The organism is Streptomyces sp. NPDC052236 (assembly GCF_044548015.1).
GTDB lineage: Bacteria > Actinomycetota > Actinomycetes > Streptomycetales > Streptomycetaceae > Streptomyces.
This window is the reverse complement of sequence record NZ_JBIUBL010000003.1, coordinates 17,895-39,230: the sequence shown is the minus strand read 5'-3', so window position 1 is coordinate 39,230 and position 21,336 is coordinate 17,895. Positions and strand designations below refer to the sequence as shown.

Below are 21,336 nucleotides of genomic sequence, written 5' to 3'. Positions count from 1 at the left end.
CGGGGCGCTGCCCCAGTTACGGGAAGCGGCGCGCAAGAAAACAAAAAGAAAGCCGAAAAACACCCCATGTACCGACTCTTCTTCCGGCTGGTCTTCCAGCGCATGGACCCCGAGAACGCCCACTACCTGGCCTTCCGCTGGATCCGCCTCGCCGCCCGCGTCCCCGTGCTGCGTACGTTCATCGCCGCCACCCTCGCGCCCCGCCGCAAGGAGCTGCGGACGGAGGCCTTCGGGCTGCGCATGCACGGCCCCTTCGGCCTCGCCGCGGGCTTCGACAAGAACGCCGTCGCCGTCGACGGCATGACCATGCTCGGCTTCGACCATGTCGAGATCGGCACGGTCACCGCCGAGCCGCAGCCGGGCAACCCCAAGAAGCGCCTCTTCCGCCTCGTACCTGACCGGGCGCTGATCAACCGCATGGGCTTCAACAACGAGGGCTCGGCGGCCGTGGCGGAGCGGCTCGCCACCCGCGTACCGGTCTTCAGGACCGTGGTGGGCGTCAACATCGGCAAGACGAAGGCGGTCGCGGAGGCGGCGGCCGTCGCCGACTATGTGACCTCGACCGAGCGCCTCGCGCGCCACGCGGACTACCTGGTCGTCAACGTCTCGTCGCCGAACACCCCCGGTCTGCGCGACCTCCAGGCCACAGAGTCGCTGCGCCCGCTGCTGACCGCCGTACGCGAGGCGGCCGACCGCAGCGTGCCGGAGCGCCGCGTGCCCCTGCTCGTCAAGATCGCCCCCGACCTGGCGGACGAGGACGTCGACGCGGTCGCGGACCTGGCCCTTGAGCTCGGCCTCGACGGGATCATCGCCACCAACACCACCATCGCGCGCGAGGGCCTCGGCCTGAAGGCGGACCCGGCGCTGGTGCGGGAGACCGGCGGACTGTCCGGAGCGCCCGTCAAGCAGCGCTCCCTCGAGGTCCTGCGCCGCCTCTACGCGCGCGTGGGTGACCGGATCACCCTGGTGGGCGTCGGCGGCGTCGAGAGCGCCGAGGACGCCTGGCAGCGCATCCTGGCAGGCGCCACCCTCGTCCAGGGGTACAGCGCCTTCGTCTACGAGGGCCCCTTCTGGGCACGCGCCATCCACAAGGGACTCGCCGCGCGGCTCGCGGCCAGCCCGTACGCCACCCTCGCCGACGCGGTCGGCGCCGAGACGCGAAAGGTCACCGCATGAGCCCTCTGGACGTTCCAGAGCCCTTCGGCGCGCGCCTGCGCCTGGCCATGGACACCCGTGGCCCGCTCTGCGTCGGCATCGACCCGCACGCCTCGCTGCTGGCCGACTGGGGCCTGAACGACGACGTCGCGGGCCTGGAGCGCTTCACACGCACGGTCGTGGAGGCGCTGGCCGACCGGGTCGCCGTCCTCAAACCCCAGTCGGCGTTCTTCGAGCGCTTCGGCTCGCGCGGCATCGCCGTACTGGAGAAGGCGGTCGCCGAGGCACGCGCGGCGGGCGCGCTGGTCCTGATGGACGCCAAGCGCGGCGACATCGGCTCGACCATGGGCGCGTACGCGGCGACCTACCTGGAAAAGGGCTCACCGCTCTTCTCCGACGCGGTGACCGTCTCGCCGTATCTCGGCTTCGGTTCGCTGCGCCCGGCCCTGGACGCCGCCGTGCTGGGCGGCTGCGGGGTCTTCGTACTCGCCCTGACCTCCAACCCGGAGGGCGCGGAGGTCCAGCGCGCCACCACCGCGGACGGCCGGTCCCTGGCGCAGCTGATGCTCGACCACATGGCCGCCGAGAACGCGGGCGCGGAGCCGCTCGGCTCGGTCGGCGCGGTGGTCGGCGCGACGCTGGGCGACGCGGGCGTGGACCTCGCGATCAACGGGCCGCTGCTGGCCCCGGGCATCGGCGCGCAGGGCGCGACCCCCGCGGATCTCCCCAGGGTCTTCGGCGCGGCCGTGGGCAATGTCGTGCCCAGCGTGAGCCGCGGAGTGCTGCGCCACGGACCCGATGTGGCCGCGCTTCGTGCCTCCGCGGACCGTTTCGCGAGCGAGATCCGGGAAGCGGTCGCACCCCGCTGACAGAAACTTGACCAAAATCCCGGTGGTTATGCACTAAATGTCCTGGTCGGCAGATGCTGACCAGGACTTTTCGTCCGTTCTCGCTGACTGGAGCGGCCATGCCCGCTAGTCTCCGTCGAAGAGTGAACGCGCATCATCGCCGCACCCGCGGGGATGGTTCTGAGCCATCTGCACGTTCCTCACCCGTCCGTATCCGACAGTTCGACATCCGAGGTGACGTAGGCGTGGCTCTTCCGCCCCTTACCCCTGAACAGCGCGCAGCCGCGCTCGAAAAGGCCGCCGCGGCTCGCCGGGAGCGGGCCGAGGTCAAAAATCGACTCAAGCACTCCGGTGCCTCGCTCCATGAGGTCATCAAGCAGGGTCAGGAGAACGATGTCATCGGCAAGATGAAGGTCTCCGCTCTCCTTGAGTCTCTGCCCGGCGTGGGCAAGGTCCGCGCCAAGCAGCTCATGGAGCGGCTCGGCATTTCCGAGAGCCGCCGCGTGCGCGGGCTCGGCTCCAACCAGATCGCCTCACTCGAGCGCGAGTTCGGCGGCAGCGGCGCCTGACGTTCCCGGGCACTCCCGGGAACCTGGATAATCGCTGCATGGCAGCAGAGGTACGTCCGCGGCTGACCGTGCTCTCCGGCCCCTCCGGGGTCGGTAAGAGCACGGTCGTCGCTCATATGCGCAAGGTCCACCCCGAGGTATGGCTCTCGGTGTCGGCCACCACCAGAAAACCGCGCCCCGGCGAGCGTCACGGCGTCCAGTACTTCTTCGTCAGCGACGAGGAGTTCGACAAGCTGGTCGCCAATGGCGAGTTGCTGGAATGGGCCGAGTTCGCGGGGAACCGCTACGGCACACCGCGCCGTGCGGTCCTCGATCACTTGGACGAGGGCGTACCCGTGCTGCTGGAGATCGATCTCCAGGGCGCCCGGCAGGTCAAGGAGTCCATGCCGCAATCGCAGCTGGTCTTCCTGGCCCCGCCGACCTGGGAGGAACTGGTCCGCAGGCTCACCGGCCGCGGCACGGAATCCGCCGAGGTCATCGACCGGCGGCTGACCGCCGCCAAGGTCGAGTTGGCCGCCGAGTCGGAGTTCGATCTCACCCTTGTCAACACCTCCGTCGAGGATGTAGCGCGCGAGCTGCTAGCCTTGATGGTAGTTGATTGATCTTTTGTCCCATTTTGCAAGTTCTTCGGAAGGCTAAGCGTGTCCTCCTCCATCACTGCGCCCGAGGGCATCATCAACCCGCCGATCGACGAGCTGCTCGAGGCCACTGACTCGAAGTACAGCCTCGTGATCTACGCGGCCAAGCGTGCGCGGCAGATCAACGCGTACTACTCGCAGCTCGGCGAGGGCCTGCTTGAGTACGTCGGTCCGCTCGTGGACACCCACGTCCACGAGAAGCCGCTCTCGATCGCCCTGCGTGAGATCAACGCGGGTCTGCTGACCTCGGAGGCCATTGAGGGCCCGGCTCAGTAGCCACTCAACGCTCCTTCACCACAGGCCCGGCGGTCCGACCGCCGGGCCTGTGGTGTGTCATGGAGGCGTACGCATCTGACGTACGCATCTGAATGGCGGGAGACGGGGAGACACGGTGGACAAGCCGAAGGTCGTTCTGGGGGTCGGCGGCGGCATCGCCGCGTACAAGGCGTGCGAGCTGCTGCGCAGGCTGACCGAGTCGGGCCACGACGTACGGGTCGTGCCCACCGCCTCGGCGCTGCACTTCATCGGCGCCGCGACCTGGTCCGCGCTCTCCGGCCACCCCGCCGCGACCGAGGTCTGGTCCGACGTCCACGAGGTCCCGCACGTACGGATCGGCCAGCACGCCGATCTGGTCGTGGTCGCGCCCGCCACCGCCGACCTCCTCGCCAAGGCCGCCCACGGCCTCGCCGACGACCTCCTCACCAATACGCTCCTGACGGCCCGCTGTCCGGTCGTCTTCGCGCCCGCGATGCACACCGAGATGTGGGAGCACCCGGCCACCCAGGAGAACGTCGCGACACTGCGCCGCCGCGGGGCCATCGTCGTCGAGCCCGCCGTGGGACGCCTCACCGGCGTCGACACCGGCAAGGGACGCCTCCCGGAGCCGGGCGAGATCTACGAGGTCTGCCGCCGGGTGCTCGCCCGCTCCACCGGCACCGCCGCCCCCGACCTCGCCGGCCGCCATGTGGTCGTCAGCGCGGGCGGCACCCGCGAGCCCCTCGACCCGGTCCGCTACCTCGGCAACCGCTCCTCCGGCAAGCAGGGGTACGCCCTGGCCCGTACCGCAGCCGCCCGCGGCGCCAGAGTCACCCTCATCGAGGCCAACACCGGCATGCCGGACCCGGCGGGCGTCGATGTGGTTCGCGTCACCACGGCGGTCCAGCTGCGCGAGGCCGTACTCAAGGCCGCGCCGGACGCCGACGCCGTGGTGATGGCCGCGGCCGTCGCGGACTTCCGCCCCGCGACGTACGCCGAAGGCAAGATCAAGAAGAAGGACGGCCAGGACCCCGCGCCCATCGTGCTGGTGCGCAATCCGGACATCCTCGCCGAGATCTCCACCGACCGGGCACGCCCCGCCCAGGTGATCGTCGGCTTCGCCGCGGAGACCGACAACGTGCTGGCCAACGGCCGCGAGAAGCTCCGCCGCAAGGGCTGTGACCTGCTCGTGGTCAACGAGGTGGGGGAGCAGCGAACCTTTGGCTCGGAGGAGAACGAAGCCGTGGTGCTCGCCGCGGACGGCAGCGAGACGCCGGTGCCGTACGGACCCAAGGAAGCCCTCGCCGACACGGTGTGGGACCTGGTTGTCCCAAGGTTGGCGTGAATGCGTGATTTTCGCCCCAGTGGAGGACGAAACCACGGGAAACCCGGCGCGCCACTCGCTCTTTCCGGCCTGTCGTCCCGGCGTTTCCCGTCGGACTGACAGGTCACAGGCGACCCACGGAGCGAGACGGGTGGTCCATTGGCGGAGCGTGACAGATAAACTGGCGCGTGGAACGTCGCGGGGCGCAGCCCCCGGCGGGTCAACCATGATCAGCCAGCAGCCGCTGCAACCCCAGGGAGCGATGTGTCCCGCCGTCTCTTCACCTCGGAGTCTGTCACCGAGGGTCACCCAGACAAGATCGCTGACCAGATCAGCGACACCATCCTCGACGCCCTTCTGCGGGAGGACCCGGCTTCCCGGGTCGCCGTGGAGACCTTGATCACCACCGGCCTGGTGCATGTGGCCGGCGAGGTGACCACCAAGGCGTACGCGGATATCCCGACGCTTGTGCGCAACAAGATCCTCGAGATCGGCTACGACTCCTCGAAGAAGGGCTTCGACGGCGCGTCCTGCGGCGTCTCGGTCTCCATCGGGGCGCAGTCCCCGGACATCGCGCAGGGTGTCGACTCGGCGTACGAGCAGCGTGTCGCGGGTGACGGCGGTGATGGCGGTGACGAGCTCGACCGGCAGGGCGCAGGCGACCAGGGCCTGATGTTCGGCTACGCCTGCGACGAGACGCCCGAGTTGATGCCGCTGCCGATCCACCTGGCGCACCGGCTCTCCCGCCGCCTGTCGGACGTCCGCAAGAACGGGACGATTCCCTACCTGCGTCCCGACGGAAAGACCCAGGTCAGCATCGAGTACGACGGCGACAAGGCGGTCCGCCTCGACACCGTGGTCGTCTCCTCGCAGCACGCGTCGGACATCGACCTGGACTCGCTGCTCGCACCCGACATCCGTGAGTTCGTGGTCGAGCATGTCCTCAAGCAGCTGGTCGAGGACGGCATCAAGCTGAACACCGACGGCTACCGGCTGCTGGTCAACCCGACCGGACGGTTCGAGATCGGCGGCCCGATGGGCGACGCCGGTCTGACCGGCCGCAAGATCATCATTGACACCTACGGCGGCATGGCGCGGCACGGCGGCGGCGCGTTCTCCGGCAAGGACCCCTCCAAGGTGGACCGCAGCGCGGCGTACGCGATGCGCTGGGTCGCCAAGAACGTGGTGGCGGCCGGTCTCGCGGCGCGCTGCGAGGTCCAGGTCGCGTACGCCATCGGCAAGGCGGAGCCGGTGGGCCTCTTCGTCGAGACCTTCGGCACGGCCACGCTCGAACCCGAGAAGATCGAGCAGGCCATCGCGGACGTCTTCGACCTGCGCCCGGCGGCGATCATCCGCGACCTCGATCTGCTGCGGCCCATCTACGCGCAGACCGCGGCGTACGGGCACTTCGGCCGCGAGCTGCCCGACTTCACGTGGGAGCGCACGGACCGTGTGAACGAGCTGCGCAAGGCCGCGGGCCTGTAGCAGGGCCTGTAGCAGGGCCTGCAGCAGGGCGTACATGAGTGAGAGGGCCCCGGACCGGGATGGTTGGTCCGGGGCCCTCGCGCGTACGCGCCCTGTCAGTGCTGTCTGGTAGGAATTCTGATGTGAGCAGCGACAACAGGCAGCCCCAGGAACCCGCCGCCGGCGGGCCGGAGCAGCTTGCGCTCATCCGGGAGACCGTGCGCCAGGCCAAGGTGCCCAAGGCCAAACCGCGCACCTGGCGGGGGGCCGCGCTCGCCAAGGAACTGCCCGTCGCGCGGGTCCTGGTCAACAAGGGCGCCCTCCACCTCGACCAGTACTTCGACTACGCCGTGCCCGAGGAGCTGGACGCGGACGCGCAGCCGGGGGTGCGGGTGCGGGTGCGGTTCGGGGCCGGGGCGCACCGGGTGCGGGACGGGCGGCGTGAGGGCGGCGGGCTGATCGACGGCTTCCTCATCGAGCGCCGCGCGGACACCGACTACGGCGGCGCGCTGGCCGCCCTCGCCTATGTCGTCTCGCCCGAGCCGGTGCTCGGCCCGCGGCTGCTGACCCTCGCGCGCGCGGTCGCCGACCGGTACGCGGGCAGCCTCGCCGATGTACTGCAACTCGCGATCCCGCCCAGGAACGGCAGGGCCGAGGCGAAGCTCTCACCCGAGCCGCCGGCTCCGCCCGCCGCGCCGGAAGCGGGCAGTTGGGTGCGGTACGGGCGGGGGGCGGCGTTTCTGGAGGCGCTCGCGGGCGGGGGCGCGCCGCGGGCCGTGTGGACAGCGCTGCCAGGACCACAGTGGCCGGACGAGCTCGCGCGGGCCGTCGCGGCGACGCTCGCCTCCGGGCGCGGCGCGCTGGTGGTCGTACCGGACGGGCGGCGCGCCGCGCGGGTCGACGCCGCGCTCACCGCGCTGCTGGGCAAGGGGCACCATGCGCTGCTCACCGCCGAGTCCGGGCCCGAGAAGCGGTACGGGCAGTGGCTGGCGGTACGACGCGGGTCGGTCCGGGCGGTCGTCGGGACACGGGCCGCGATGTTCGCGCCGGTCGCGGATCTCGGCCTGGTCGCGATATGGGACGACGGCGACTCCAGCCACAGCGACGAGAACGCGCCGTTCCCGCATGTGCGCGAGGTACTTGAGCTGCGTGCCGCCCACGACGCGTGCGGCTTCCTGCTGGGCTCCATGAGCTGCACGGTGGAGGCGGCCCAGCTGGTGGCGAGCGGGTGGGCGCTGCCGCTGACCGCCGACCGGGAGCAGGTGCGCGCCGCCGCGCCCCTGCTGCGTACGGTCGGCGACGGCGAACTGGCGCGCGACGGGGCGGCCAGGGCGGCGCGGCTGCCCAGCCTGGCCTGGCAGACCGTACGGGACGGGCTGAAGACCGGCCCGGTGCTGGTGCAGGTGCCGCGCCGGGGCTATGTGCCCAGGCTCGCCTGCGAACGGTGCCGGACGCCCGCCCGCTGCCACCACTGCGCGGGGCCGCTGGAGGCGGGCCCCGAGCGCGCCCTGGCGTGCGGCTGGTGCGGCCTGGGCGCTCCCGACTGGCGCTGCGCCGGATGCGGGGGGACGCGGCTGCGGGCCAGCGTCGTGGGCGCGCGGCGCACGGCGGAGGAGCTGGGCCGGGCGTTCCCGGCGGTCCAGGTGCGGACGTCGGGCAGGGACCATGTGCTGGACACTGTGCCGGGGCGGCCCGCGCTGGTGGTGAGCACCCCGGGCGCGGAGCCGGTCGCGGAGAGCGGATACGCGGCGGCGCTGCTGCTCGACGGCTGGGCGATGCTGAGCCGCCCTGACCTGCGGGCCGGTGAGGACGCGCTACGGCGCTGGATCGACGCGGCCTCGCTGGTACGCCCCCAGAGCGAGGGCGGCACGGTGGTGATCGTGGCCGAGCCGACACTGCGCCCGGTCCAGGCCCTGGTCCGCTGGGACCCGGCCGGACACGCCCGGCGCGAGCTGGCGGACCGGGCGGAGCTGAGCTTCCCCCCGGTGTCGCGGATGGCGTCGCTGACGGGCCGCCCGGAGGTGATAGCGGACTTCCTGGCCACGGCGACCCTGCCGCCCGACGCCGAGGTCCTGGGCCCGGTACCCGTACGGACCCCGGACCCGCGAAGCCCCCGCAGACCGGGCGACCCCCCGGTGGGTGAGGTCTGGCAGCGGATGCTGCTGAGGGTTCCGCCGGGGAGCGGCGCGGCGCTGGCGACGGCGTTGAAGGCGGCACAGGCGACGCGGATGGCGCGGGGCGGGGCGGAGGCGGTACGCATCAGGATCGACCCGCTGGACATCGGCTGACATGCGCGGATGCCCGCTGATGGGGCGACTCCCCGGGTACGGGTCCGGGGCGGCGTGTTTTCCCCACCCCGCCCCTTCCCTTAACTGGGGGCTGCGCCCCCAGACCCCAGGTACCGCCCTTCGGGCGGTGTCCTCAATCGCCGGACGGGCTCTAAAGAGCCTCGTCGGCGTTGAGGCGCTGGGGGTCCCCCCACGCCCGCAGGGCGTAGGGGGAGGGTTCGGGGCAGCGCCCCCGACCAGGGCCCGACACATTCAGCCCCGCTGGGGGTACCTCCCACGCCGCTAGGCGTAGGGGGAGATTGAGGCGCGGGGTTCGGGGCGGCGCCCCGAACAGGGCCCGACGCCCAGTCACCGGCCCCGTGCACCACTGTCCCCGCCCCACGGAGGGGCAGGGACAGCCGGAAGGAGATCAGCCGTTGCGCGGGCCAGGGAAGGCGCTCGGGCGGACCTCCTCGCGGAGGGAGTGCGTCGTGGGCGCCGGCTGCGGCGGCATCGCGCGTGCCGCCGGGACGCCGACCGGCAGCGTCCGCGTCGGACCCGCTTCCGGGGCGCGGTCCACATCGCCGGGAACCGCCTGCGGCGTGGCCCGGCGGGCGCCGTAGCGGCGGTGAACCGCCTGCTTGGTGACCCCGAGCGCCGAGCCCACCGCGTCCCACGAGAAGCCCAGCGAACGGTCGAAGTCCACCGCGGCGGTCACCAGCGTCTCGACGCTGTCCCGCAGCTCCTGCGCGAGACGGACGGTCGGGGCCGGGGCCCTGCCGTAGACGACGAAGCCCGTGGACGGGCCTGGTCGGCGCGGGCGATAGACATTGCCCAGTTGGGCGGTGAGCGTGCGCAGAGCGTCCACCTGCCGGCGGACCCGCTCGATGTCCCGCACCAGCAGATGCAGACTTGCCCGGGCTTGAGCGTCGTGGGTTGCGTGGTCGGCCATTGACAAGCCTCTCGAACCGGGTTGAAAGGGGTCGGACCGCGTCCGGGCGGCCCGTTTCGGTCAATCTCTCTTGACAACGCGCCACCCGGCGATCTGGTCACGCTGCAGGGGCGTATCCGCCTGAGCGCGGGGCGTGTACCGCCCCGTACGCCCCCTGCCGCCCCGGCCCATAGACTGGTGCGCTGCTCGTGAGCGTCGTCACCTTCACCACCCGTACGTACCAGCACATATCGGCATGTATCAAGCCTGAGAGGCAGTCAGCCACCGATGAAGCTCGTCTTCGCAGGCACCCCCGAGGTCGCCGTACCCGCCCTGGACGCTTTGATCGCCTCCGACCGGCACGAGGTCGCCGCCGTCGTCACCCGGCCCGACGCTCCCTCCGGGCGGGGCCGCCACCTGGTGGCCAGTCCCGTCGCCCAGCGTGCCGAGGAGGCCGGGATCGAGGTGCTCAAGCCCGTCAGGCCACGGGACGAGGCGTTCCTGGCGCGGCTGCGCGAGATCGCGCCCGACTGCTGCCCCGTCGTCGCCTACGGCGCGCTGCTGCCCAAGGTGGCGCTGGACATCCCGCCCCGCGGCTGGGTCAACCTGCACTTCTCACTGCTGCCCGCCTGGCGCGGCGCCGCGCCCGTCCAGCACGCCATCCTGGCCGGGGACGAGGTGACCGGCGCGGCCACCTTCCTGATCGAGGAGGGCCTCGACTCGGGCCCGGTGTACGGGGTGATCACCGAGCACGTACGGCCCACCGACACCAGCGGCGACCTGCTCACGCGACTCGCCTTCGCGGGTTCCGGGCTGCTCTCCGCCACCATGGACGGTATCGAGGACGGCACCCTGCTGGCCGTGCCGCAGCCCGCCGAAGGCGTCTCGCTCGCGCCGAAGCTCACCGTCGAGGACGCCCGGGTGGACTGGAGCGCCCCGGCGCTCCGCGTCGACCGCGTCGTACGCGGCTGCACCCCCGCACCCGGCGCCTGGACGGTCTTCCGCGGGGAGCGGCTCAAGCTCATCCAGGTCGCACCGCTGCCGGACCGCACGGAACTCACCCCCGGCGAACTGGCGACCGGCAAGAACCACGTGCACATCGGCACCGGCTCGCACGCCGTCGAGCTGCTCTGGGTCCAGCCGCAGGGCAAGAAGCCGATGCGCGCCGCCGACTGGGCGCGCGGCGTGCGGATCGCCCCCGGGGAACGGGCCGGCGGCGCGGACGTACGCTGAGAGGGTTCGCCCATCTCACCACCGGTCACCATCAGCGGAGCACCTTCACGTGAACGACCAGCAGCGTCGCCGTCCCCAGAAGCCGTACCGCCGCCCCCAGAAGGATGCCGTGCGGATCCTCGCCTTCGAGGCGCTGCGGGCCGTCGACGAAAGGGACGCGTACGCCAACCTGGTCCTGCCCCCGCTGCTCAAGAAGGCCCGCGAGAGCCCGGACTTCGACGGCCGGGACGCCGCGCTCGCCACCGAGCTGGTGTACGGGACGCTGCGCCGTCAGGGCACGTACGACGCGATCATCGCCACCTGCATCGACCGGCCGCTGCGCGAGGTCGACCCGCCGGTCCTGGACGTCCTCGCGCTCGGCGCGCACCAGCTGCTGGGGACCAGGATCCCCACGCACGCCGCGGTCTCGGCGAGCGTGGAGCTGGCGCGGGTGGTGCTCGGCGACGGGCGCGCGAGGTTCGTCAACGCCGTACTGCGCAAGATCGCGCAGCACGACCTCGACGCCTGGCTGGAGAAGGTCGCACCGCCGTACGACGAGGACGCCGAGGAACATCTCGCCGTCGTGCACTCGCACCCGCGGTGGATTGTTTCCGCGCTGTGGGACTCGCTGGGCGGCGGGCGCGCCGGGATCGAGGACCTGCTGGAGGCCGACAACGAGCGGCCCGAGGTGACGCTCGTCGCCCGTCCCGGCCGCTCCACGCCCGACGAACTGCTCGACGCGCTGGGCGAGGAGTCCGGGCTGCCGGGCCGCTGGTCTCCGTATGCCGTACGGATGGCCGAGGGCGGCGAGCCGGGCGCGCTCGACGTCGTACGGGACGGGCGGGCAGGCGTCCAGGACGAGGGCAGCCAGCTCGTCGCGATCGCCCTCGCGCACGCGCCGCTGGACGGCCCCGACGGGCGCTGGCTGGACGCGTGCGCCGGGCCCGGCGGCAAGGCCGCGCTCCTTGCCGCGCTCGCCGCGGAGCGGGGAGCCTCGCTGCTGGCCGCCGAGAAGCAGCCGCACCGCGCCCGGCTGGTCGAGCGGGCGCTGGCGGGCAACCCGGGCCCGTACCAGGTCATCACGGCCGACGGCACGCGCCCGCCGTGGCGTGAGGGGTCCTTCGACCGCGTACTGGTCGATGTGCCGTGCACGGGGCTCGGTGCGCTGCGACGGCGTCCCGAGGCCCGCTGGCGACGCCGCCCGGCGGACCTGGAGGGTTTCGCTCCGCTGCAACGCGCGCTGCTGCGGGAGGCGTTGAAGGCCGTACGGATCGGGGGCGTGGTCGGATACGCGACCTGCTCGCCGCATCTGGCCGAGACCCGGGTGGTCGTGGAGGACGTGCTCAAGGGCCGCGGCGGCCCGGCCGCCGAGGCCGACTGGCTGGACGCGAGGCCGCTGATGGAGGGCGTATCGATGCTGGGGGAGGGGCCCGACGTACAGCTGTGGCCGCATGTGCACGGCACGGACGCGATGTACCTGGCGCTGCTGCGGCGTACCGCCTGAGGCGGCCCGGCGGCCCCGGGGCGCACCGAGGCCGCCGCCCGCACCCCGGCGTCGCGGCCCCTGTTGCCGGTCGAATGCCTCTCAATTGCCCTTTGCGCCCTGCCCAGAGGCGGACCGGGGAGGGGAAGCGCCCCGGAACGTGGCAGGCTTGGCCCATGGCCGTTCAGATCAGTCCCAGTATCCTGTCCGCCGACTTCTCGCGCCTGGCAGAAGAGGCCGCCGCGGTTGAGGGCGCCGACTGGCTCCATGTCGATGTCATGGACAACCATTTCGTGCCCAACCTCACCCTGGGCGTGCCGGTCGTGGAATCCCTCAGCCGGGCGACGGACATCCCGCTGGACTGTCACCTGATGATCGATGACCCCGATCGCTGGGCCCCGCAGTACGTCGAAGCGGGCGCCAAATCCGTCACTTTCCACGTCGAGGCCGCTGCCGCGCCCGTACGGCTGGCGCGGGAGATCCGGGCCCAGGGCGCCCGCGCGGCGATGGCGCTCAAGCCCGCCACGCCCATCGAGCCGTACGAGGACCTGCTCCCCGAGCTCGACATGCTGCTGATCATGACGGTGGAGCCCGGCTTCGGCGGCCAGGCGTTCCTGGACATCATTCTGCCGAAGATCCGCCGCACCCGGGAACTGATCGCCAAGCACGGCCTTGAGCTGTGGCTGCAGGTCGACGGCGGGGTCTCGGAGGAAACGATCGAGCGGTGCGCCGAGGCGGGCGCGGACGTGTTCGTGGCCGGTTCCGCCGTCTACGGCGCGCAGGATCCGGCAGAGGCCGTGCGCGCGCTGCGTACGAAGGCGCGGCAGACCCTTGCCTCCGCGGCCTGGGCATGCGACCACTGAGCCACAAGCAAGCGAACAGTTGAAACTCAGTCCAACAGGGCTGATCACGAACAGTCGGACCTGACAGGATGACGATCCAGAGTGTGTGATCCAGAGTGTGTACAGCAGTGAGGAGATCGCGGTGTTGACGGGCCGGTCAGCCATGCGGATGGGACCCGCGGAGCTGGTGCAGGCGGCGGCCATGGCCCGCCGCTTCTACCTTGAGGGCAAGTCCAAGATCCAGATCGCGGAGGAGTTCGGCGTCAGCCGCTTCAAGGTCGCGAGGGTCCTGGAGACGGCGCTCGAACGTGATCTTGTACGGATTGAGATCCGCGTACCCGCGGAGCTGGACGCCGAGCGCTCCGACGCGCTCCGGGCGCACTACGGCCTGCGGCACGCGGTGGTAGTCGAATCCCCGTCGGAGGGCGAAGACGAGTCGCCCGACCCGGAGAACCTCGGCGAGGTGGCCGCCGATCTGCTCGGCGAGCTGGTGAACGAGGGCGATGTGCTGGGCCTGGCCTGGGGCCGGTCCACCATCCACATGGCCGCCGCGCTCGACCAGCTGCCGCCGTGCACGGTCGTCCAGCTCACGGGCGTGTACGACGCGGGGACCGCCGAACGCGGTTCGGTCGAAGCGGTACGGCGTGCCGCACAGGTCTCCGGCGGCGAGGCGCACCCCATCTACGCCCCGATGCTGCTGCCCGACCCGGCCACCGCGGCGGCGCTGCGCAGCCAGACCGGGATCGCCCGCGCCTTCGAGTACTTCGACAAGGTGACCGTGGCGGCCGTCTCCATCGGTTCCTGGGAGGCGGGCATCTCCACGGTGCACGACATGCTCACCGACGACGAGCGCGCGCACTACGCCTCGCTCGGCGTCGCCGCCGAGATGTCCGCGCACCTCTTCGACGCGCAGGGCCGTCGGGTAGGCCGTGACCTGGGCGAACGCTGCATCACGGTCGAGACGGACCGGCTGCGCCGGATCCCCGAGGTGGTGGCGATCGCGGGCGGCCAGCGCAAGGCTGAGGCCATCGCGGCCGTACTGCGCTCGGGTCTGGTCACCAGTCTGGTGACGGACACGGCGGCGGCGGACCACCTGCTGGCGGCCCCGGCCGGGGCGCGGCCCGCGCTGGAGCGGATGGACCCGGACGACTGACTGACTGACTGACTGACTGACGCCGAGCCGGGGGCTTTGGAGGATCCGCTCGACGGTACGGCCGTGAGCTGGATCTTTCTCCCGGCTGTGCCCGAGCGGGGCCATGGGACAATGAGGTACGTGCGATTCCCCGGCTGAGCTGGTCGGGGGCCAACTCCGAACGACTGGGATGTTCAGCACGTGCGTTTCCTCAATGACCTGAAGCCGCCGTACGACCTCACCTATGACGATGTGTTCATGGTGCCGCGCCGCTCGGCCGTGGCTTCCCGCCAGGACGTGGACCTGTCCTCGCCCGACGGCTCCGGTACCACCATCCCGCTGGTCGTCGCGAACATGACCGCCATCGCGGGCCGGAGGATGGCCGAGACGCTCGCCCGCCGCGGCGGCCTCGTCGTCATCCCCCAGGACATCCCGATCGAGGTCGTCACCGACGTCGTCTCCTGGGTGAAGACACGCCACCTCGTGCTCGACACCCCGATCGTGCTCGCCCCCGGCCAGACCTGCGCCGACGCCCTGTCCCTGCTGCACAAGCGGGCACACGGCGCGGGCGTCGTCGTCGACGCCGACAAGCGGCCCATCGGGGTCGTCACCGAGGCCGACCTGTCCGGAGTCGACCGTTTCACCCAGCTGTCCGAGGTCATGTCCAGGGACCTGCTGCTGCTCGAAGCGGACATCGACCCGCGCGACGCCTTCAACACGCTCGACGCCGCCAACCGCCGGTACGCCCCCGCCATCGACGCGGACGGCAGGCTGGCCGGGATCCTGACCCGCAAGGGCGCGCTGCGCGCGACCCTCTACAGCCCCGCCGTCGACGCGGCGGGCAGGCTGCGCATCGCCGCCGCCGTCGGCATCAACGGCAATGTGGCGGGCAAGGCCAAGCAGCTGCTCGACGCGGGCGTCGACACGCTCGTCGTGGACACCGCGCACGGCCACCAGGAGTCGATGGTCGCCGCGATCAAGGCGGTCCGCGCGCTCGACCCGCGGGTGCCGATCGTCGCCGGCAACGTCGTCGCCGCCGAGGGCGTACGCGACCTGGTCGAGGCGGGCGCGGACATCATCAAGGTCGGCGTGGGCCCCGGTGCCATGTGCACCACCCGCATGATGACCGGCGTGGGCCGGCCGCAGTTCTCGGCCGTACTGGAGTGCGCCGCCGAGGCGAAGAAGCTCGGCAAGCACGTCTGGGCGGACGGCGGGGTGCGTCACCCGCGCGACGTCGCCATGGCGCTCGCCGCGGGCGCGTCCAACGTCATGATCGGCTCCTGGTTCGCCGGTACGTACGAGTCCCCGGGCGACCTGCAGCAGGCCCCCGACGGCCGGCTGTACAAAGAGTCCTACGGCATGGCCTCCGCGCGCGCCGTTCGTAACCGTACGAGCGAGGAATCGGCGTACGACCGGGCCCGCAAGGGGCTGTTCGAGGAGGGCATATCCACCTCGCGGATGTTCCTCGACTCGGGCCGGCCGGGCGTCGAGGACCTGGTCGACTCGATCATCGCGGGCGTCCGGTCCGCGTGCACCTACGCGGGCGCCCGTTCGCTCGACGAGTTCGCCGAGAAGGCGATCGTCGGCATCCAGAGCGCCGCGGGCTACGCCGAGGGCCAGCCGCTGCACGCCAGCTGGAACTGACCGCCGCGGTCGCCCGGCCGTGAGAGGCCGAACTCCCGCGTCCGGCGGCGCGGGGTTTGGCCGCAACTCGCCTGTCCAGGCATGTGTGGAGCCTGTCGGGGTATACGCGCTCTGGTACTGACCACGGAAGCAGGGGAGGCGGAGTGTTCACGGCGGAGCTGGATCTTCCGGAGGTGCTGAGGCCGGGCGAAGTCGCGCCCAAGGACGCACGCGAGATCTCGAAGCTCTTCTTCGAACGGCTGGCCACGCTGGACGAAGGCACGCACCAGTACCAGTACGTACGGAACACCCTCATCGAACTCAACCTGGCCCTGGTCAGGTATGCCGCGGGCCGCTTCCGCAACCACGCGGAGCAGATGGAGGACATCGTCCAGGTCGGCACCATCGGCCTGATCAAGGCGATCGACCGGTTCGAGCTGAGCCGCGAGGTGGAGTTCGCGACCTTCGCCGTCCCGTACATCCTCGGTGAGATCAAGCGGTTCTTCCGCGACACGAGCTGGGCCGTGCATGTGCCGCGCCGCCTTCAGGAACTGCGGATCGATCTGGCCAAGGCGACCGACCAGCTCTCCCATGAGCTGGACCGCGCACCGAGCACCGCCGAACTGGCGGGGCATCTCGGGCTCGCCGAGGAAGAGATCATCGAGGGCGTGGTCGCGAGCAACGGCTATACGGCGGGCTCGATCGACACGCCCATGGACGACGCGTCCGACCACGCGCCTGTGCCGCTCTGTGACCGGCTGGGCGCGCCCGACGCGGACCTGGAGATCGCGGAGAACGTCCAGGCGCTCAAGCCCCTCATCAAAGAGCTGGACGACCGCGACAGGGACATTTTGCGGATGCGCTTCGGCCAGGAGATGACCCAGTCGGAGATCGGCGTGGAACTGGGCGTCTCGCAGATGCATGTGTCCCGGTTGCTGACGCGCATCACGTCGCGGCTGCGGGAGGGCCTGCTCCTGGTGGAGTGAGGCTCTCCGCCGCGCCGACACCTCCATGCCCCCCCACGGGAGAAGCGGCGTCCCGAGCGTCCTGAGCGCCCGGGACGCCGTATCCGGCTGACCGGTATCCGGCCGCCGGAGGTTCTGGCAGCGGAGGTTCAGCAGCCTGCGGGCGCCGTCGCCACCGGCCGCATCCAGGTCGCCTGGACCCGCTTGCCGTACGGCAGCGGGCAGACCTCCACCCGTCCCGCCAGCTTCAGCACCAAGTGCCAGCCGAAGCCGCCGCCGCCCGTGAAATCGGGCTCGCGGGGTACGGGAGGCAGCGGGCTGGAGTCGTCCATCGCCAGCACCAGCGTGTCCGCGCCCGCCGTCAGATGCAGCCGCCACCAGCCGGTGGTGTGCAGCGCGGCGTTGGTGACCAGCTCGGAGACGACCAGCAGCACCGCGTCCAGATCGGCCCAGGCGCAGTGGAGCGACAGGAACTCCGCAGTCGCGCGGCGGGCCCCCGCGCTGCCTCTGTGTGGCGAATCCTCTATCACCACATGCGGTTCTGCGTTCATCGCCGCTCGCATACCCCAGATTCGCGCTTCTATCAGCCCACGCACTTTACGCGTTCGTGGGCGCGTTGGCTGCGGGTACGCTTCATTTCCTCCGCGCAGACCGGACCGCGTAGACCGAACATGGTGTGAAAGTGCTGAACGACCTCGATGAACGCATTGTCCACGCCCTCGCGGAGGACGCTCGCCGCTCCTACGCCGACATCGGCTCGCTGGTCGGGCTGTCGGCGCCTGCCGTGAAGCGGCGCGTGGACCGGCTGCGCGCCGTGGGCGCCATCACCGGCTTCACCGTACGGGTGGACCCGGCGGCCCTCGGCTGGCAGACCGAGGGCTTCATCGAGATCTATTGCAGCCGCAACACCTTGCCCTCGGCCATCGAGCGCGGTCTCAAGCGCTACCCGGAGATCGCGTCCGCCTCCACCGTCACCGGGGACGCGGACGCGATCGTCCAGGTCTTCGCCTCCGACATGCGTCACTTCGAGCGGGTGCTGGAGCGGATCGCGGGCGAGCCGTTCGTGGAGCGCACCAAATCAGTGCTGGTGCTGTCCCCGCTGCTGCGGCGGTACTCGTCCGGTCCGCCTGCCTGAACGGTCCTGAACGGTCCTCACCCGTCTCACGCAATGAATCACCGCTCCGGCCGCCAATCGCGCAACGGATCGGCCCTCAGCGCGCAACGATCGCGCCTTGTCCGGGCTGAAGGCGGGCCCGTACCGTCATAACGTCTCCCACCCCGCTCCACGCACACCGCCCGAGGTCAGCCATGCCGCCGCTGCGCACCGCCCTGCTCCAGAGCTCCGGACAGCCCGGTGACGTCGCCGCCAACCTCAAGGTCCTCGACGAGGCCGCCGCCCGCGCCGCGGCCTGTGGCGCCGGGCTGCTGGTCTGCCCCGAGATGTTCCTGACCGGGTACGCCATCGGCGACGACGTACCGAAGCTGGCCGAGCCCGCGGACGGCACCTCCGCCGAGGCGATCGCCGGCATCGCCGTACGCCACGGCATCGCGGTCACCTACGGCTACCCGGAGCGCGACGGCGGCCACGTCCACAACTCCGCCCAGCTGATCGGCCCCGACGGCGCCCGGCTCGCGAACTACCGCAAGACCCATCTCTTCGGCTGCTTCGAACAGCAGTGGTTCACCCCCGGTGAGCAGCCCGTCGTCCAGGCGGAGCTCGGCGGACTGCGCATCGGCCTGATGATCTGCTACGACGTGGAGTTCCCGGAGAACGTCCGGGCGCACGCCCTCGCGGGCACCGATCTGCTGCTGGTGCCCACCGCCCAGATGCACCCCTTCCAGTTCGTCGCAGAGTCCCTCGTCCCGGTGCGCGCCTTCGAGAACCAGCTGTACATCGCGTACGTCAACAGGACAGGACCGGAGGGCGAGTTCGAGTTCGTCGGACTCAGCTGCCTCGCGAGCCCCGACGGCGCCGTCCGCACCCGCGCCGGACGCGGCGAGGAACTGGTGCTCGGCGAGGCGGACCCCGGCCTGCTGAGCGCCTCGCGCGAGGCCAATCCGTATCTGCGCGACCGCCGCCCCGGGCTGTACACCTTCCTCAGCTGACGCTGATCCCCTCCCTCCGTTCTTTGATCTTTTCCGTGCAAGGAGTCCGCACCCCATGACGTCCACGGTGCCCACCGCCGTCCAGCACACCGACGCGCAGCCGCCGATCACCATGTTCGGTCCGGACTTCCCGTACGCGTACGACGATTTCCTCGCCCACCCCGCGGGCCTCGGCCAGATACCGGCGACGGAGCACGGCGCCGAGGTCGCGGTGATCGGCGGCGGGCTCTCCGGCCTGGTCGCCGCGTACGAACTGATGAAGATGGGCCTCAAGCCGGTCGTCTACGAGGCGGACCGGATCGGCGGCCGGCTGCGCACCGTCGGCTTCGAGGGCTGCGACCCCGAGCTGACCGCCGAGATGGGCGCGATGCGCTTTCCGCCCTCCTCCACGGCGCTGCGTCACTACATCGACCTGGTGGGCCTCACGACACAGCCCTTCCCCAACCCGCTCGCCCCCACCACGCCCTCGACCGTCGTCGACCTCAAGGGCACGTCGCACTACGCCGAGACCATCGATGATCTGCCGCAGGTCTACCGTGACGTCATGGCCGCCTGGAACACGTGCCTGGAGGAGGGCGCCGACTTCTCCGACATGAACCGGGCCATGCGCGAGCGCGATGTCCCGCGCATCCGTGAGATCTGGGCGGAGCTGGTGGAGAAGCTCGACAACCAGACCTTCTACGGCTTCCTCTGCCAGTCGGAGGCGTTCAAGTCCTTCCGGCACCGGGAGATATTCGGCCAGGTCGGCTTTGGCACCGGCGGCTGGGACACCGACTTCCCCAACTCCATCCTGGAGATCCTGCGCGTCGTCTACTCCGAGGCCGACGATCATCACACCGCCATCGTGGAGGGCAGTCAGCAGCTGCCGCTACGGCTCTGGGAGCGCGAGCCCGCGAAGATCACGCACTGGCCGCTGGGCACGTCGCTGAAGTCGCTGCACGGCGGTGGCGAGCCGAAGCCCGCCGTGACGCGGCTGCACCGCACCGCGGGCAACCGGATCACCGTCACCGACGCCGCCGGGTCCATCCGCACCTACCGGGCGGCCGTTTTCACCGCCCAGTCCTGGATGCTGCTCTCCAAGATCGCCTGTGACGACTCGCTCTTCCCCATCGACCACTGGACGGCGATGGAGCGCACTCACTACATGGAGTCGTCCAAGCTGTTCGTCCCGGTGGACAGGCCGTTCTGGCTGGACAAGGACGAGGAAACGGGCCGCGACGTCATGTCGATGACGCTCACCGACCGGATGACGCGCGGCACGTATCTGCTGGACAACGGCCCGGACAAGCCCGCCGTCATCTGCCTCTCGTACACGTGGTGCGACGACAGCCTCAAGTGGCTGCCGCTGTCCGCGAACGAGCGGATGGAGGTCATGCTCACCTCGCTGCGGGAGATCTACCCGAAGGTCGACATCCGCGGGCACATCATCGGCAGCCCGGTCACCGTCTCCTGGGAGAACGAGCCGTACTTCATGGGCGCGTTCAAGGCGAATCTGCCCGGCCACTACCGCTACCAGCGGCGGCTGTTCACCCACTTCATGCAGGACCGGCTGCCCGAGGACAAGCGCGGCATCTTCCTGGCGGGCGACGACATCTCCTGGACGGCGGGGTGGGCCGAGGGCGCGGTGCAGACCGCGCTGAACGCGGTGTGGGGAGTGATGACCCACTTCGGCGGCGGCACCGACCCGGCCAACCCGGGCCCCGGTGATCTCTACGACGCGATCGCGCCGGTCGAGCTGCCGGAGGACTGACACGCACTGACACACGCTGTGGGCGGCGGGTCAGGGCCAGGGTGTGAGCAGGCAGCGCCCGACCAGGCCGACACTCATGTCGAGCCGCTCGGTGAACTCGTCGGCCAGGCCCGCCAGCTCCCGTACGCCCCACAGCAGGCGGGCCGCGGACCAGGAGGCTTCCCTGGCCCGCTCCAGGCTCCAGGAACCCAGCAGATGCGTCAGCGGATCGGCGATCTCCAGCAGATCGGGACCGGGCATCAGGTCCTCGCGGATGCGCTCCTCCAGGAGGACGAGGATGTCGCCGACGCGGTCGAACTCGCTCTCCAGGTCGGACGGTTCGCAGTCGAGGGCATGGCAGGTGTCGACCACGGCGAGGGCCAGATCGTGCCCGATGTGCGCGTTGATGCCGGCGAGGGCGAACTGCAGCGGCCGTACGCCGGGATGGCGCCGGTACTGGAAGAGCGGACGCCAGCAGGCGGGCGCCGGGAGCCCCGAGGTCGCCGCGTCCACGGCCGCCAGGTAGCGCTGGGCGAAGAGGACGTCCAGCGTGACGGCGGCCCGCCGGTCGGGGAACTCGCCGCTGTCGACGCGGCGGCCGATCTCTTCCGTCACCGTCAGATAGACCCGGTTGAAGACCGCGACTCCGTCTGTGGCCGGCCACTGGGAGCGGTACGACCGCATCCGCTCCAGCACACAATCCACCGAGGAGCGGGGGGCGTCGTCCCGGGCTGCGGGCTGCTGAGTCTCTGCCATGGGGGCAGCGTCGCAGCCGTGCGCGCGGTGAGGCGGT

20 protein-coding genes are annotated in these 21,336 nt (G+C 71.1%); 17 read left to right on the top strand and 3 right to left on the bottom strand.

Annotated elements, in window-relative coordinates:
* Positions 1–66 precede the first annotated feature (66 nt).
* The 8 genes from ACIHCQ_RS07070 (at position 67) to ACIHCQ_RS07035 (ending at position 8,541) form a co-directional block, all read left to right on the top strand.
* Positions 67–1,176 carry a quinone-dependent dihydroorotate dehydrogenase gene (locus ACIHCQ_RS07070; RefSeq protein WP_399658719.1) on the top strand — a complete coding sequence of 370 codons (1,110 nt, stop codon included), beginning with the start codon at positions 67–69 and terminating at the stop codon, positions 1,174–1,176.
* Positions 1,173–2,024, top strand: a complete 852-nt coding sequence (gene pyrF, locus ACIHCQ_RS07065) for an orotidine-5'-phosphate decarboxylase (RefSeq protein ID WP_399658718.1) — start codon at positions 1,173–1,175, stop codon at positions 2,022–2,024. Before ACIHCQ_RS07070 ends, pyrF begins: the two co-directional genes overlap by 4 nt.
* Positions 2,025–2,248: 224 nt before the next feature.
* Positions 2,249–2,572, top strand: a complete 324-nt coding sequence (locus ACIHCQ_RS07060) for an integration host factor (protein WP_330329439.1) — start codon at positions 2,249–2,251, stop codon at positions 2,570–2,572.
* Between the two features lie 38 nt (positions 2,573–2,610).
* Positions 2,611–3,174, top strand: coding sequence for a guanylate kinase (gene gmk, locus ACIHCQ_RS07055; RefSeq protein WP_399658716.1), 564 nt, complete (start codon positions 2,611–2,613; stop codon positions 3,172–3,174).
* Between the two features lie 39 nt (positions 3,175–3,213).
* The gene (rpoZ, locus tag ACIHCQ_RS07050; protein ID WP_005319902.1) at positions 3,214–3,486 is read left to right on the top strand and encodes a DNA-directed RNA polymerase subunit omega; all 273 of its coding nucleotides are present in this window, start codon (positions 3,214–3,216) and stop codon (positions 3,484–3,486) included.
* A gap of 115 nt (positions 3,487–3,601) precedes the next feature.
* Positions 3,602–4,810 (top strand): bifunctional phosphopantothenoylcysteine decarboxylase/phosphopantothenate--cysteine ligase CoaBC, encoded by a 1,209-nt coding sequence (gene coaBC / locus ACIHCQ_RS07045; protein ID WP_399658715.1) that lies wholly within the window; start codon positions 3,602–3,604, stop codon positions 4,808–4,810.
* Between the two features lie 243 nt (positions 4,811–5,053).
* Positions 5,054–6,274 (top strand): methionine adenosyltransferase, encoded by a 1,221-nt coding sequence (metK, locus tag ACIHCQ_RS07040; protein WP_399658713.1) that lies wholly within the window; start codon positions 5,054–5,056, stop codon positions 6,272–6,274.
* Between the two features lie 122 nt (positions 6,275–6,396).
* Positions 6,397–8,541: a primosomal protein N' gene (locus ACIHCQ_RS07035; RefSeq protein ID WP_399658712.1), complete on the top strand. Its 2,145-nt coding sequence runs from the start codon at positions 6,397–6,399 to the stop codon at positions 8,539–8,541.
* A gap of 409 nt (positions 8,542–8,950) precedes the next feature.
* Here ACIHCQ_RS07035 and ACIHCQ_RS07030 read toward each other — a convergent pair whose 3' ends face one another.
* Positions 8,951–9,472, bottom strand: coding sequence for a hypothetical protein (locus tag ACIHCQ_RS07030; RefSeq protein WP_399658711.1), 522 nt, complete (start codon positions 9,470–9,472; stop codon positions 8,951–8,953).
* Positions 9,473–9,739: 267 nt separating this feature from the next.
* Between ACIHCQ_RS07030 and fmt the strand changes: the two genes are divergently transcribed.
* The 6 genes from fmt (at position 9,740) to ACIHCQ_RS07000 (ending at position 16,729) form a co-directional block, all read left to right on the top strand.
* The gene (gene fmt / locus ACIHCQ_RS07025) at positions 9,740–10,684 is read left to right on the top strand and encodes a methionyl-tRNA formyltransferase (protein ID WP_399658710.1); all 945 of its coding nucleotides are present in this window, start codon (positions 9,740–9,742) and stop codon (positions 10,682–10,684) included.
* A 49-nt stretch (positions 10,685–10,733) separates the two neighbouring features.
* Positions 10,734–12,167, top strand: a complete 1,434-nt coding sequence (locus tag ACIHCQ_RS07020) for an RsmB/NOP family class I SAM-dependent RNA methyltransferase (RefSeq protein ID WP_399658708.1) — start codon at positions 10,734–10,736, stop codon at positions 12,165–12,167.
* Between the two features lie 155 nt (positions 12,168–12,322).
* The gene (gene rpe, locus ACIHCQ_RS07015; protein WP_399658707.1) at positions 12,323–13,009 is read left to right on the top strand and encodes a ribulose-phosphate 3-epimerase; all 687 of its coding nucleotides are present in this window, start codon (positions 12,323–12,325) and stop codon (positions 13,007–13,009) included.
* 97 nt (positions 13,010–13,106) lie between these two features.
* Positions 13,107–14,141 carry a sugar-binding transcriptional regulator gene (locus ACIHCQ_RS07010; RefSeq protein WP_399659156.1) on the top strand — a complete coding sequence of 345 codons (1,035 nt, stop codon included), beginning with the start codon at positions 13,107–13,109 and terminating at the stop codon, positions 14,139–14,141.
* A gap of 180 nt (positions 14,142–14,321) precedes the next feature.
* Positions 14,322–15,764, top strand: coding sequence for a GuaB1 family IMP dehydrogenase-related protein (locus ACIHCQ_RS07005; protein WP_399658705.1), 1,443 nt, complete (start codon positions 14,322–14,324; stop codon positions 15,762–15,764).
* A 143-nt stretch (positions 15,765–15,907) separates the two neighbouring features.
* Positions 15,908–16,729: a SigB/SigF/SigG family RNA polymerase sigma factor gene (locus ACIHCQ_RS07000; protein WP_399658703.1), complete on the top strand. Its 822-nt coding sequence runs from the start codon at positions 15,908–15,910 to the stop codon at positions 16,727–16,729.
* A 128-nt stretch (positions 16,730–16,857) separates the two neighbouring features.
* On the opposite strand, the gene ACIHCQ_RS06995 is transcribed toward ACIHCQ_RS07000, so the two are convergent.
* Positions 16,858–17,259 (bottom strand): ATP-binding protein, encoded by a 402-nt coding sequence (locus tag ACIHCQ_RS06995; protein ID WP_399658702.1) that lies wholly within the window; start codon positions 17,257–17,259, stop codon positions 16,858–16,860.
* 131 nt (positions 17,260–17,390) lie between these two features.
* Here ACIHCQ_RS06995 and ACIHCQ_RS06990 point away from each other — a divergent pair, with 131 nt between their 5' ends.
* The 3 genes from ACIHCQ_RS06990 (at position 17,391) to ACIHCQ_RS06980 (ending at position 20,564) form a co-directional block, all read left to right on the top strand.
* Entirely contained in the window at positions 17,391–17,843 is a 453-nt protein-coding gene (locus tag ACIHCQ_RS06990; protein ID WP_399658701.1) for an Lrp/AsnC family transcriptional regulator, read from the top strand.
* Positions 17,844–18,016: 173 nt separating this feature from the next.
* Positions 18,017–18,814 carry a carbon-nitrogen hydrolase family protein gene (locus ACIHCQ_RS06985; RefSeq protein ID WP_399658700.1) on the top strand — a complete coding sequence of 266 codons (798 nt, stop codon included), beginning with the start codon at positions 18,017–18,019 and terminating at the stop codon, positions 18,812–18,814.
* Positions 18,815–18,869: 55 nt separating this feature from the next.
* A complete protein-coding gene (locus ACIHCQ_RS06980) occupies positions 18,870–20,564 on the top strand; it encodes a flavin monoamine oxidase family protein (RefSeq protein WP_399658699.1) in 1,695 nt (564 codons plus the stop codon).
* Positions 20,565–20,594: 30 nt separating this feature from the next.
* Here ACIHCQ_RS06980 and ACIHCQ_RS06975 read toward each other — a convergent pair whose 3' ends face one another.
* The gene (locus ACIHCQ_RS06975) at positions 20,595–21,299 is read right to left on the bottom strand and encodes a DUF5995 family protein (protein WP_399658698.1); all 705 of its coding nucleotides are present in this window, start codon (positions 21,297–21,299) and stop codon (positions 20,595–20,597) included.
* Positions 21,300–21,336: the final 37 nt, after the last annotated feature.

Bases quoted from the DNA above. Each gene is read 5' to 3' on its own strand.
- ACIHCQ_RS07070 (WP_399658719.1), top strand. From the start codon at position 67: ATGTACCGACTCTTCTTCCGGCTGGTCTTCCAGCGCATGGACCCCGAG.
- rpe (WP_399658707.1), top strand. From the start codon at position 12,323: ATGGCCGTTCAGATCAGTCCCAGTATCCTGTCCGCCGACTTCTCGCGC.
- ACIHCQ_RS06980 (WP_399658699.1), top strand. From the start codon at position 18,870: ATGACGTCCACGGTGCCCACCGCCGTCCAGCACACCGACGCGCAGCCG.
- gmk (WP_399658716.1), top strand. From the start codon at position 2,611: ATGGCAGCAGAGGTACGTCCGCGGCTGACCGTGCTCTCCGGCCCCTCC.
- ACIHCQ_RS07030 (WP_399658711.1), bottom strand. From the start codon at position 9,472: ATGGCCGACCACGCAACCCACGACGCTCAAGCCCGGGCAAGTCTGCAT.
- ACIHCQ_RS06985 (WP_399658700.1), top strand. From the start codon at position 18,017: ATGCCGCCGCTGCGCACCGCCCTGCTCCAGAGCTCCGGACAGCCCGGT.
- ACIHCQ_RS06995 (WP_399658702.1), bottom strand. From the start codon at position 17,259: ATGAACGCAGAACCGCATGTGGTGATAGAGGATTCGCCACACAGAGGC.
- fmt (WP_399658710.1), top strand. From the start codon at position 9,740: ATGAAGCTCGTCTTCGCAGGCACCCCCGAGGTCGCCGTACCCGCCCTG.
- ACIHCQ_RS06975 (WP_399658698.1), bottom strand. From the start codon at position 21,299: ATGGCAGAGACTCAGCAGCCCGCAGCCCGGGACGACGCCCCCCGCTCC.
- pyrF (WP_399658718.1), top strand. From the start codon at position 1,173: ATGAGCCCTCTGGACGTTCCAGAGCCCTTCGGCGCGCGCCTGCGCCTG.